Genomic DNA, 12,886 nt, shown 5'->3' with positions numbered 1-12,886 from the left:
TGACAACCAGCTAAAGGCTAGGAGAATGCGTCAGTTCTTGAGACTGGCCTGCACCGCCGCAATTCCATCCTTGCCATCGAAGCTGGTCACTCCGGCCAACCAACGCTGCATGTCCTCGGGATGCTCGCGCAGCCATTGCCGGGCAACGTCCTGGGGCGTCTTGCGCTCCATGATCGGCACCATCAACTGGCTTTCCTGGGCGGCGGTAAATGTGAGGTTCTCCAGCAGCCGGTTCACATTCGGGCAACGCTGGGCATAGTCCGGCGCGGTAACCGTGGATACGGTCGCGGCCCCTTCGTTGGGGCCATAGACGTCTTCGCTGCCGGTCAGGTAGGCGATGTTCATGTTGATGTTCATCGGGTGCGGGGTCCAGCCAACGAACACTACGAATTCCTTGCGATTCACCGCCCGCTGCACCGCCGCCAGCATCCCGGCCTCGCCGGATTCGATCAATTTGAAATCCTTGAGACCAAAGTGGTTGGTCTCGATCATGGTCTTGATGGTGGTGTTGGCGCCGCTGCCCGGCTCGATGCCGTAGATCTTGCCGCCGAGCTGCTCCTTGAACCGGGCGATATCACCGAAGGTCTTGAGCCCCGCTGCCGCCACGTAGTCGGGCACGGCGAGCGTGGCCTGGGCATCGGCCAGGCTTGGCTTGTCCAGCACCTTCACTTGGTTGGCCGCCAGGAACGGGGCGATGTTCTTGTCCATCGCCGGCTTCCAATAGCCAAGGAAAATATCGAGCCGCTTGTCGCGAATGCCCGCGAAGATGATCTGCTGCACGGCGCTGGTCTGCTTGCTTTCATAGCCCAGCCCCGTAAGCAACACGTCAGCCATGCCGCTGGTGGCGATCACATCGGTCCAGTTGACCACGCCCATGCGCACGGTCTGGCAGGACGCAGGCTCGGCAGCCATCGCCCCGCCGCTTAGTAGAACGGCACCGCAGAGGAACGACAGACGGCGTTTGGACAGTCTTTTCATCGCGAGGGTCTCGTGCGGCAGTGGATTGTTGTAGGTCGGTGTCTAGGTGCACCGTGCCTGGAACATTACGCAGCGTCGAGGGGGCGAAAGTGAACTGTGGCGACTTGGTTTTGCACGGTGGCGACAGGTAGAGAGGTATGAGTGCTGTTGTGGCGAGGGAGCTTGCTCCCGCTGGGCTGCGCAGCGGCCCCCAGAATCTTGTGAGCGCTGCGCACTCAAGCGGGAGCAAGCTCCCTCGCCACAAAAGCTGCCTCACCACAGGTTAATGTTTGTAAGCCTGCCGCCCCCACGCCAGGAAACCTTCCAGCAATTCCCGGAGCACCACCTGGGTCGGCGCCGCCAGGTCCGGGCGATAGTTGAACGGCTCGAACTCTTCCATATACGTACTCTGGCAAAGCTCCAGCTGCACCGCGTGGATGTCCTGGGCCGGGTTGCCGTAGTGCCGCGTGATGTGTCCGCCCTTGAAACGCCCGTTGAGCACATGGGTGAACTGATCGTGACGCGCGCAGATGCCTTCGAGCTGGCTGGCCAGGGTCGGGTCGCAGCTGGCGCCGTTGAACGTGCCCAGGTTGAAATCCGGCAGCTTGCCGTCGAACAGGTGCGGGATCACCGAACGGATCGAGTGGGCATCGAACAGCAAGGCATAGCCAAACTCGGCCTTGAGCCGCGCCAGCTCCTGTTGCAGCGCTTGATGGTAGGGCATCCAGATCTGTTGCAGATACGTCGCCCGTTCCTCGGCCGATGGCTGCAACCCTTCACGAAACAACGGCACGCCGTCGAACAGCGTCGCCGGGTACAAGCCGGTGGTGGCACCGACGTACATCGGTTTGTCATCGGCTGGGCGATTCAAGTCGACGACGAACCGCGAATATTCGGCGGCCAGGGTGCTGGCGCCCAGCTCGGCGGCAAACTCATAGAGCCTTGGGATGTGCCAGTCGGTGTCCGGCAGGCTCTGGGCTTCGGGAATCAAACCGGCCTGCACCGGCGGGGTCAGGCGCAGGCCGGCGTGGGGCATGCTGACCAACAGCGGCACGCGCCCTTGCTTGAAATTCAGGACCTTCTCCACAACCGTTCTCCTCAATCGATTTCCACGCCGTGACGCACGACGCGTTTTTCCAGATCACCACCGAGCCAGTACGCCAGGTCGGCCGGGCGATCGATGTGCCAGGCGACAAAATCCGCCACCTTGCCGGCTTCCAGCGAACCGTGGGTACGGACCATGCCCAGGGCTTGGGCCGCATGAATCGTCGCCCCCGCCAAGGCTTCTTCCGGGGTCATGCGCAAACAGGTACAGGCCATGTTCAGCATCAAGCGCAACGACAACGCCGGCGAGGTGCCGGGGTTGAGGTCGCTGGCCACGGCGATTTTCACGCCGTGCTTGCGCAGGGCATCCATGGGCGGCAGCTGGGTTTCGCGCAGGAAGTAAAACGCCCCCGGCAGCAACACCGCCACGGTGCCGGATGCGGCCATGGCCTTGGCATCGTCCTCGGTCATGAACTCCAAGTGATCGGCCGACAGCGCCTGGTAACGTGCCGCCAGGCTTGAGCCATTCAGTGATGACAGTTGCTCGGCGTGCAGCTTCACCGGCAGGCCCAACTGCTGCGCGGTGATAAACACCCGCTCGACCTGCTCCGGGGAAAAGGCCAGGTATTCGCAAAAGGCATCCACGGCGTCTACCAGCCCTTCGGCCGCCAACGCCGGCAGCATCTCGGTGCAGATGTGCTCGATGTAGTCGTCGGCGCGATCCTTGTATTCCGGCGGCAAGGCGTGGGCCGCCAGGCACGTGCTGCGTACGCTGACCGGAAGTTCGACACCGAGGCGGCGAATGACTCGCAGGATCTTGCGTTCGCTGGCCAGGTCCAGGCCGTAGCCGGATTTGATTTCCACCGTGGTCACGCCATCGCGCATCAGACTTTTCAGGCGTTTGGCGGCGCTGGCGAACAGCTCGTCTTCACTGGCCGCGCGGGTGGCGCGCACGGTGCTGGCGATGCCACCGCCGGCCGCCGCGATTTCGGCGTAGCTGACGCCTTGCAAGCGCTGCTCGAATTCACCGCTGCGGTTGCCGCCAAACACCGTGTGGGTGTGGCAGTCGATCAGCCCCGGCGTGACCCAGGCACCCTTGAGGTCGTTGACCGCCGGGTAGTCGCCCGTCGGCAATTCGGCACGCGGGCCGATCCATTGAATGTGCTCGCCCTGGGTGACGATGGCGGCGTCTTCGATGATCGAGTAGACGCCCTGGGCCATGGTGGCGGCGTGGCAGTTTTGCCAGAGGGTTTTCATCCCGGTTTCCTCGTCGCATTCAAAATCGAATCGCGAGCAAGCTCGCTCCCACAAGGGGCAGGGTGCACCCCAAATGAGTGTGGGAGCGAGCTTGCTCGCGATGAGGCCCTTACAGGCTAGGCAACAACTGCGCCGAGACCAGTTCGTTCAGGCACCGGCTCGCCAACAGCTCGGTGGCCGCATTGATGTCCGGCGCAAAGAAGCGGTCCTTCTCGTAAAACGGCACTTGCGCACGCAACAGGCCACGGGCCCGTTCCAGCTTCGCGGAGGTCTTCAAGCCGCCGCGCAGGTCCAGCCCCTGGCAGGCCGCGAGCCATTCCACCGCAAGAATTCCGCGGGTGTTCTCGGCCATTTCCCACAGGCGCTTGCCAGCGGCCGGGGCCATGGAGACGTGGTCTTCCTGGTTGGCCGAGGTCGGCAGGCTGTCCACCGAATGAGGATGGGACAGTGCTTTGTTTTCACTCGCCAAGGCAGCCGCCGTCACCTGGGCAATCATGAAGCCGGAGTTCACGCCGCCATTGGCCACCAGGAACGGCGGCAGTTGTGACATATGCTTGTCCATCATCAACGAGATGCGCCGTTCGCTCAGGGAGCCGATCTCGGCAATCGCCAGGGCCATGTTGTCGGCTGCCATCGCCACCGGTTCGGCGTGGAAGTTGCCGCCGGAAATCACATCGCCCTCGGCGGCGAATACCAACGGGTTGTCCGACACCGCATTGGCCTCGATCACCAGCACCTCGGCCGCCTGACGGAACTGGGTCAGGCAGGCGCCCATCACTTGCGGCTGGCAGCGCAGGGAATACGGATCCTGGACCTTGTCGCAGTTCTGGTGCGAATCGGAGACTTCGCTACGCTCGCCCAACAAGTCGCGGTAGGCAGCAGCCGCATCGATCTGGCCTTTCTGGCCCCGGGCGGCATGGATGCGCGGATCGAATGGCGAGCGCGAACCGAGCACCGCTTCCACGGTGAGGCTGCCCAAGGCCAGGGCGCCAGCGAACAGATCTTCACCTTCGAACAAACCGCGCAACGCAAATGCTGTGGAGACCTGGGTGCCATTGAGCAGCGCCAGGCCTTCCTTGGCAGCGAGGGTCAGCGGCGCGAGGCCAGCCACTTTCAGCGCCTCGACGGCCGGCAGCCATTCGCCCTTGTAGCGGGCCTTGCCTTCGCCCAGCAGCACCAGGGACATGTGGGCCAGTGGCGCCAAGTCACCCGAAGCACCGACCGAACCCTTGAGCGGAATGTGCGGGTAGACCTCGGCATTGATCAGCGCAATCAGCGCATCGATCACTTGCCGACGGATACCGGAAAAGCCCCGGCTCAGGCTGTTGACCTTGAGCACCATGATCAAGCGCACCAGCGCATCGCTGATCGGCTCGCCCACACCGGCGGCGTGGGACAGCACCAGGGAGCGCTGCAGGTTTTCCAGGTCTTCGCTGGCGATGCGGGTCGAGGCCAGCAGGCCGAAACCGGTGTTGATGCCATAGGCAGTACGATTCTCGGCGAGGATTTGTTCCACGCAGGCAACGCTGGCTTCGATCTGCGCCGACGCACTGGCGTCGAGGCTCAGGGTCACTGGTTGCTGATAGATGTCACGCAATTGAGCCAGGCTCAATTGGCCGGGAATCAGGTTTAAGGCAGTCATGTAGTGCTCCTTGTGAGAGTTTTGTTTTTTCACCGCCAGTCGCTCCGGAATGTTCCGTTGTCCGTCACCTTCGCTTTTTCGGCGATGCCTTGTGGGCTAGAGGTGCCTTGGCACGCTGGCGCTATTTTTCGATCAGTTCAAATTCGGTAGTACGTTGTGCAGCACATTCGGGTCTTTGAGCAGCCCGGCGGCGCTGGCGATGTCCGGCGCCAGCCAGCGGTCCTGGTCGTAGGCCGGGACGCGCTCGCGCAGCAGCTTCCAGGCGATGTCGGTGCCGGCACCGAAGCGCTGGGTTTTGAGAAATTCAAAGGCCTGGGCCGCCAGCAAGTACTCGATGGCGAGGATCTGCGTGCAGTTTTCCAGCGCTCGGTGCAGCTTCAGGGCCGCGTTGGTGCCCATGCTCAAGTGATCTTCTTGCAGTCCCGAGGTGACGAAGTTGTCGAGCACCGCCGGTTGCGCCAGTTGCTTGTTTTCCGCGCACAGCGACGCGGCGACGTATTGCACGATCATCATCCCGGAATTCACGCCGGGGTTGGCCACCAGGAAGGCCGGCAGGCCGCTGACGTGAGGGTTGATCAAGCGGTCGAGGCGACGCTCGGCGATCGAGCCGATCTCTGCCATGGCAATCGCCAGCAGGTCCGCCGCCAACGCCACCGACTGGCCATGAGGGTTGGCCTGGGACATGACCCGGAAGTTCTCCGGCGTCCCCAGTAGCAGCGGGTTATCGGTCACCGCGTTGAGCTCGGTTTCGATCTGTTGCCGGGCATGCTCCAACTGATCGCGAGCGGCGCCGTGCACCTGGGGAATCGAACGGATGCTCAAGGCGTCCTGGGTGCGGATGCCCAGGCTCGAAGCGATGACTTCGCTGCCATCGAGCAACGCGCGCAGATTCACGCCAACCTGCTGCATGCCAGGGTGCGGCTTGAGGGCCATTACATCGGCATCGAACGCAGCAATCTGTCCGCGCTGGGCCTCGAAGCTCATGGCGCCGATCACATCGGCCCACTGCACCAACCGCGTGGCATCGGCCAGGGCCAGGCAGCCCAGGCCCGTCATGCACGGAGTGCCGTTGACCAGGCACAAGCCGTCCTTGGCGCCCAGTTGCACCGGTTGCAGACTCTCTGCGGCCAAGGCCTGTTGCGCCGGGACGACTTGCCCGCGATAGCTGACCTGGCCAACGCCCAGCAACGCGATGCCGATGTGGGCCATGTGGGTCAGGTAGCCCACCGAGCCCTGGGACGGCACTTGCGGCGTGATGCCGCGATTGAGCAGCGCCAGCAACGCCTCGACCACCCGGCGGTGAATGCCGGACTTGCCATGACTGTAGTTGTGGATGGCGGCGCAGAGAATCGCCCGGGTCTGCTCATCGGAGAGCGCCGGGCCGACGCCGCAGGCATGGCTGAGCAGGGTGTTGCGCGACAGCTGGCTGAGTTGTTCGTCCTTGAGCGAGACATTGCACAAGGCCCCCAGGCCAGTGTTGACGCCATAGGCGCGCTCGCCGCTTTCGACGATGCGCTGGACGATGGCCTGGGCGTTGTCGATCCGCGCCCAGGTCTCGGCCGACAGCTCGAGCACGGCGCCGCAGCGGGCGACGGCGACCACGTCCTGCCAGCGCAACGGCGCGCCGGTGATGATGATTTTTTCAGCCTGGGACATCTCAAACCTCATACACATAAAGTTGCCAATGGCATTTGTGGCGAGGGGATTTATCCCCGCTGGGCTGCGAAGCAGGCCCAAAAACTGTCGCCTCGGTGCATCTGGCCAATTGCATTCAGCTGTCTTGGGGGCGCTACGCGCCCCAACGGGGATGAGTCCCCTCGCCACAAGGATGTCCGACCTTTACACCACCGCCGCCCTGCGCTGCACAAACCGATCGACATACTCATCTGCCGGCGAGTGCAGGATCTCCCGCGGCGTGCCGACCTGGATCAGCTTGCCGTCCTTGAGAATCGCGATGCGGTTACCGATGCGCACGGCCTCGTCGAGGTCATGGGTGATGAAGACGATGGTCTTGTGCAGGGTCTTTTGCAGTTCCAGCAATTGATCCTGCATTTCCGCACGGATCAGCGGATCGAGGGCGCTGAAGGCTTCGTCCATCAGGATGATGTCAGTGTCCGCCGCCAGGGCACGGGCCAGGCCAACACGCTGGCGCATGCCGCCGGAGAGCTGGTGCGGGTATTTGTTCTCGTAGCCTTTGAGGCCCACGGTGTTGATCCAGTGCAGCGCGCGCTCGGCGCACACCTGTTTGCTTTCGCCGCGCACCTTCAAGCCGTAGGCGACGTTGTCCAGCACGCTCTTGTGGGGCAACAGGCCGAAGCTCTGGAACACCATGCTGATCTTGTGCCGGCGAAACTCGCGCAGGGCGTCCATATCCAGTTGCAGGATGTCTTCGCCGTCCACCAGGATCGCGCCGCTGGTGGGGTCGATCAACCGATTGAAATGGCGCACCAGGGTGGACTTGCCGGAGCCGGACAGGCCCATGATCACGAAGATCTCACCGGTGCCGATGCTCAGCGACAGATCATTCACGCCGACCACGCAGCCGGTTTCGGCCAGCACCTGGTCCTTGGTCTTGTTCTGGCGAATCAGCTCCAGGGCGTCCTTGGAGCGGTTGCCGAAAATCTTGAAGACGTTCTTGACTTCGATCTTGCTGACGGCTGCGTTGCTCATTTGCTCACCTCATGCCGAGGACGACCATAGGCCTGGGTAATGCGGTCGATGACCACGGCGAGAATCACGATGGCCAGGCCCGCTTCGAGGCCACGCCCGACGTTGAGTGTCTGGATGCCCACCAGCACGTCTTCGCCCAGGCCACGGGCGCCGATCATCGAGGCGATGACCACCATCGACAGGGCCATCATGGTGGTCTGGTTGATCCCGGCCATGATGCTCGGCAGGGCCAGGGGCAGTTGCACGCCGAACAGCTGTTGCCAGCGGTTGGCGCCGAAGGCGTTGATGGCTTCCATCACTTCGCCGTCCACCTGGCGGATGCCCAGGTCGGTCAGGCGAATCAAGGGTGGCGCGGCGTAGATCACCGTGGCGAAGATCGCCGGGACCTTGCCCAGGCCGAACAGCATCAACACCGGAATCAGGTACACGAAGCTCGGCATGGTCTGCATGATGTCCAGCAGCGGCATCAGCACCGAACGCAGGCGATTGCTGCGCGCCGAGAGAATGCCCAGGGGAATGCCGATCATCACCGAGATCAGCGTCGCCACCAGCATCAGGGCGAGGGTCTGCATCAGTTTGTCCCACAGGCCCACCGCGCCCACCAGGAACAGCAGGCCGACGATCACCGCCGTGGCGACAACCTTGCGCGTGGCGTGCCAGGCAACGCCGCCGACGATGGCCAGCATCAACCACCAGGGCGCCATGCGCAGCAAGCCTTCGAGGTTGACGATGGCCCACAGCAGGGTGTCGGAGATGTGCCGGAACACATCGCCATAGTTGGTCACCAGGGAATCGACCCAACCGTTGACCCAGTCGGCGATGGAGAAGGTAAAGCTTTCGGGAAACATAAGAGACTCTCGATCAGGTGGATGCGGTGAACGTCCCGGCCAGCCCCACGGTTGGCCGGGAAAGATTCGACCTACAGAGCCGCGTCGATTTTCTTGGCAGCGTCTTCACTGACCCAGGCGTGCCAGACTTCAGGATGTTCCTTCAGGAAGATCTTCGCCAGTTTCGGCGACTCGATCCGCTCTTTGGCCATGCGCCCGAGGTTCTGGTTCAGGATATCGATCGGCAGGTTGACCTTTTCCAGCACCGCCACCAGTTCCGGGGCTTCGTCGTGGAAGGTCTTGGACAGGCCGACCTTGATGCTCACGCTTTTATCCACGCCCGGTTTTTCTTCGAGTTTGACCAGGTCCACCTGGCCCATCAGCGGCGTTGGCGACCAGTAGTAGAACAGGATCGGCTCGCCACGCTTGTAGCTCGACAGCACCGCCGCATCCAGGGCCGGGCCGGTGCCTGGACGGAAGTTGGTGTAGGTTTTTTCCAGGCCGTAGCTTTTCAGCATTTCGCTGTTGTCCAGCTCGCAGGTCCAGCCGGCCGGGCAGTTGTAGAAGCGGCCCTTGGACGGCTCTTCCGGATCCTTGAACACGGCGGCGTACTGGCCCAGGTCGGCGATGTTCTTCAGGCCCGGGGCCTTGGCTTCGAGCTTGCGCTTGGCATCGCCTTCAACCACGTAGCGCGGCACATACCAGCCTTCGATGGCACCGACGACCGGGGCACCGACACCGACCACCTTGCCGGCCTTCTCGGCCTTGTTCCACACTTCGCTGCGGCCGACCCACTCTTCGGCGAATACCTGGATGTCGTTGCTGCTCAGCGCGTTTTCCATGGTGATGGAGTTCCCCGGCAGGCTATCGGTCTTGCAGCCGTAACCCTTGTCCAGCACCACTTGCATCACGTCGGTCAGCAACATGCCGCTTTCCCAGTTCAGGCCGGCGAACTTCACCGGTTTGCCCGACTCGCACCAACCGGCCGCTTGCGTGGCGCCAGCGCTGGCCAGCAGGCCCATGGAAAGCAATGCGGTCAGCAGGGTCTTGTTCGACTTCATTATGTGACGCTCCTAATCAGTTGGATTGGCTTACGGCAGTCAAGAGGCATCCAGCCCTGTCAACGTCCCATCAGACCGCTTGGATGCGGCCCGCCCTGCTCGGTTGTGCGTCAACCGCGTCCTGCTCGACCGGCAGGATCAATTGATCGGGTACTGCGCTGTGCCACTTCTTGGCGAGGACGTAGTACAGCGCCGCCGGGACCACCAGGCCGATGATCCAGGAGATATCCACGCCGCCCATGGCTTTCACCAGCGGCCCGGTATAGAACTTGGTTGCAATGAACGGCAATTGGACCAGAACACCGAAGACATAGACGCTGATACCCAAGGCGTTCCAACGACCATAACGGCCGTTCGGGTCGTTCAGTGCCGGCACGTCATAGCGCTCGCGCGTGATGCAGTAGTAATCCACCAGGTTGATCGCGCTCCACGGCGTGAAGAACGCCAGCAAGAACAAGATGAAGGACTTGAACGCACCAAGGAACGAGTGCTGGCCGAGCAGCGCGATCAAGGTCGCGGCGCCAACGATGAACAGCACGAACACCAGGCGCTGCAAGCGCGTGACGTTCACATGCCCGCGGAACCCGCTGATGATGGTCGCGATGCACATGAAGCTGCCGTAGGAGTTCAGCGTGGAGATGGTGACCTTGCCAAATGCGATGCTGAAGTACAGCAGCGCAGCGGTGGCGCCGGTCCCGCCCAGGCCAACGATGTAAGCCACTTCATGACCGGCGAACTGGCCGTTGGCCGAAGCGGCGGCAAATACGCCGAGGATCATCGCCACTTGTGCGCCGATGACTGAACCGGCGCCTGCGGCAAAAAAGGTTTTCACCGAGGACGTCTTGCTCGGCAGGTAACGCGAATAGTCCGCCACATAGGGGCCGAAGGCGATCTGCCAGGAGGCCGCGAGCGACACCGCCAGCAGGAAACTGCTCCAACTGAAGTGGCGGATCTGCAGGAGTGCGCCAACGTCGGTCTGGCTGATCAGGCGAGCGAACAGGTAAACAAAGGCAATCACACCAATCACGCTGGCGACACGGCCAATGAAGTGAATCACCCGATAGCCGAGCACCGTGACCAGCACGATGACACTGGCGAAAATGAGGATGCCGACACTGTCACTGACGCTAAACAACTGGCCCAGCGCCTGGCCGGAAAGCACGGTTCCCGTTGCAGTGAAACCCAGGTACATCAGGCACACCAGCACGATCGGGATGGCCGCGCCATACACACCGAACTGCACACGGCTGGAGATCATCTGCGGCAGGCCCAGCTTGGGCCCTTGGGCGGCATGCAAGGCCATGACGCCACCGCCGAGCACTTGGCCGATCAGCAAACCGATCAACGACCAGAACACATCACCGCCCAACACCACCGCCAATGCACCGGTGACGATTGCAGTGATTTGCAGGTTGGCCCCCATCCAGAGGGTGAACTGGCTCAACAATCGGCCGTGTCGCTCCCCTTCCGGGATGTAGTCGATCGAACGTTTCTCGATCAACGGCTTGCTGTGTTCGCGTGTGCTGGTGACAGCCATGGTTCAACCTCTGTGGATTGTTCTGCAATTCATCCCTGTGGAGCGAGCTTGCTCGCGATGAGGGCGTGTCAGTAGACGGAACCGGTACTGATTCATCGCTATCGCGAGCAAGCTCGCTCCCACAAGAGACCGGGGGTTACTTGCCAGTGATCATCGGCAGGTTCAGCCCTTGCTCCTTCGCGCAATCAATGGCGATCTGGTAACCGGCATCGGCATGACGCATGACACCTGTCCCCGGGTCGTTGTGCAGGACGCGAGCAATACGTTCGGCCGCTTCGTCGGTTCCGTCGCAGACGATGACCATGCCCGAGTGCTGGGAGAAGCCCATGCCGACGCCGCCACCGTGGTGCAGCGAAACCCAGGTCGCGCCGCTGGCGGTGTTGAGCAAGGCATTGAGCAGCGGCCAGTCGGAAACAGCGTCGGAGCCGTCCTGCATGGATTCGGTTTCACGGTTGGGGCTGGCGACGGAGCCAGAGTCGAGGTGGTCGCGACCGATGACGATCGGCGCCGACAACTCACCGCTGCGCACCATCTCGTTGAACGCCAGGCCCAGCTTGGCGCGCTGGCCCAGGCCAACCCAGCAGATACGCGCCGGCAAGCCCTGGAAGCTGATGCGCTCGCGGGCCATGTCCAACCAGTTGTGCAGGTGGGCGTCGTCGGGGATCAGTTCCTTGACCTTGGCGTCGGTCTTGTAGATGTCCTGCGGATCACCCGACAGCGCGGCCCAGCGGAACGGGCCGATGCCACGGCAGAACAGCGGACGGATATAGGCCGGGACGAAACCAGGGAAGTCGAAGGCATTTTCGACGCCCTCTTCCTGGGCCATCTGGCGGATGTTGTTGCCGTAGTCGAAGGTCGGCACGCCCATCTTCTGGAAGGCCAGCATGGCTTTGACGTGGATGGCCATCGATTGCTTGGCGGCCTTCACCACGGCGGTGGGTTCGGTCTTGGCGCGGGCACGGTATTCGTCCCAGGTCCAGCCGGCCGGCAAGTAGCCGTTGAGTGGGTCGTGGGCGCTGGTCTGGTCGGTGACCATGTCTGGGCGCACCCCACGACGGACCATTTCCGGCAGGATTTCAGCCGCGTTCCCACACAGCGCGATGGAAATGGCCTTGCCTTCAGCGGTGTATTTCTCGATGCGCGCCAAGGCGTCGTCGAGGTCTTTGGCTTGCTCGTCGACGTAGCGGGTTTTCAGGCGGAAATCGATGCTCACCTGCTGGCACTCGATGTTCAGCGAGCACGCACCGGCCAACGTCGCAGCCAGCGGTTGCGCACCGCCCATGCCGCCCAGGCCGGCGGTCAGGACCCAACGGCCCTTGAGGTTGGAGTCGTAATGCTGGCGACCGGCCTCGACGAAGGTTTCATAAGTGCCTTGCACGATGCCCTGGCTGCCGATGTAGATCCAGCTGCCGGCGGTCATCTGGCCGTACATGGCCAGGCCCTTGGCATCGAGTTCGTTGAAGTGTTCCCAACTGGCCCAATGCGGCACCAGATTGGAGTTGGCAATCAGTACGCGAGGGGCGTTGCTGTGGGTCTTGAACACGCCTACTGGCTTGCCGGATTGCACCAGCAGGGTTTCATCGTCATTCAGGTTGGTCAGGCTTTCGACGATCTTGTCGTAGCACTCCCAGTTGCGCGCCGCGCGGCCGATGCCACCGTAGACCACCAGTTCCCTGGGGTTCTCGGCCACTTCCGGGTCGAGGTTGTTCATCAGCATGCGCAGCGGCGCTTCAGTCAGCCAGCTCTTGGCGGTCAGCGTGTTGCCGCGAGGGGCGCGGATTTCAACGTCACGGTATTTTTCAGGTTTGCGGGTAGCGTCGGTCACAGCAAAAACTCCTCAGCGATCAATCCAGACCAGCCCGGGCAGTGGGCAGCGATTTCTACGAACGTT

10 protein-coding genes are annotated in these 12,886 nt (G+C 62.5%); all 10 read right to left on the bottom strand.

Features of this window, described 5'->3' with window-relative positions; genetic code table 11:
• Window positions 1-30: 30 nt before the first annotated feature.
• Entirely contained in the window at window positions 31-978 is a 948-nt protein-coding gene (locus J3P79_RS02120; protein WP_434607763.1) for a choline ABC transporter substrate-binding protein, read from the bottom strand.
• Between the two features lie 262 nt (window positions 979-1,240).
• A complete protein-coding gene (gene hutG / locus J3P79_RS02115) occupies window positions 1,241-2,044 on the bottom strand; it encodes an N-formylglutamate deformylase (protein WP_434607762.1) in 804 nt (267 codons plus the stop codon).
• An 11-nt stretch (window positions 2,045-2,055) separates the two neighbouring features.
• Window positions 2,056-3,258 carry an imidazolonepropionase gene (gene hutI, locus J3P79_RS02110; RefSeq protein ID WP_434607761.1) on the bottom strand — a complete coding sequence of 401 codons (1,203 nt, stop codon included), beginning with the start codon at window positions 3,256-3,258 and terminating at the stop codon, window positions 2,056-2,058.
• 109 nt (window positions 3,259-3,367) lie between these two features.
• Complete coding sequence (gene hutH / locus J3P79_RS02105) at window positions 3,368-4,900, bottom strand: histidine ammonia-lyase (protein ID WP_434607760.1); 1,533 nt, start codon at window positions 4,898-4,900, stop codon at window positions 3,368-3,370.
• 132 nt (window positions 4,901-5,032) lie between these two features.
• A complete protein-coding gene (gene hutH, locus J3P79_RS02100) occupies window positions 5,033-6,556 on the bottom strand; it encodes a histidine ammonia-lyase (protein ID WP_434607759.1) in 1,524 nt (507 codons plus the stop codon).
• 183 nt (window positions 6,557-6,739) lie between these two features.
• The gene (locus J3P79_RS02095) at window positions 6,740-7,570 is read right to left on the bottom strand and encodes a quaternary amine ABC transporter ATP-binding protein (RefSeq protein ID WP_434607756.1); all 831 of its coding nucleotides are present in this window, start codon (window positions 7,568-7,570) and stop codon (window positions 6,740-6,742) included.
• Entirely contained in the window at window positions 7,567-8,418 is an 852-nt protein-coding gene (locus J3P79_RS02090; RefSeq protein ID WP_181290757.1) for an ABC transporter permease, read from the bottom strand. Before J3P79_RS02090 ends, J3P79_RS02095 begins: the two co-directional genes overlap by 4 nt.
• Before the next feature lie 71 nt (window positions 8,419-8,489).
• Window positions 8,490-9,458, bottom strand: coding sequence for an ABC transporter substrate-binding protein (locus J3P79_RS02085; protein WP_434607755.1), 969 nt, complete (start codon window positions 9,456-9,458; stop codon window positions 8,490-8,492).
• A gap of 70 nt (window positions 9,459-9,528) precedes the next feature.
• Window positions 9,529-10,995: a purine-cytosine permease family protein gene (locus J3P79_RS02080; protein WP_434607754.1), complete on the bottom strand. Its 1,467-nt coding sequence runs from the start codon at window positions 10,993-10,995 to the stop codon at window positions 9,529-9,531.
• A gap of 136 nt (window positions 10,996-11,131) precedes the next feature.
• Window positions 11,132-12,820 (bottom strand): urocanate hydratase, encoded by a 1,689-nt coding sequence (gene hutU / locus J3P79_RS02075; RefSeq protein ID WP_434607753.1) that lies wholly within the window; start codon window positions 12,818-12,820, stop codon window positions 11,132-11,134.
• Window positions 12,821-12,886 lie beyond the last annotated feature (66 nt).

This window comes from Pseudomonas sp. R1-7, assembly GCF_051132105.1.
Taxonomy (GTDB): Bacteria; Pseudomonadota; Gammaproteobacteria; order Pseudomonadales; family Pseudomonadaceae; genus Aquipseudomonas.
This window is presented reverse-complemented; position numbering and strand designations above follow the sequence as displayed.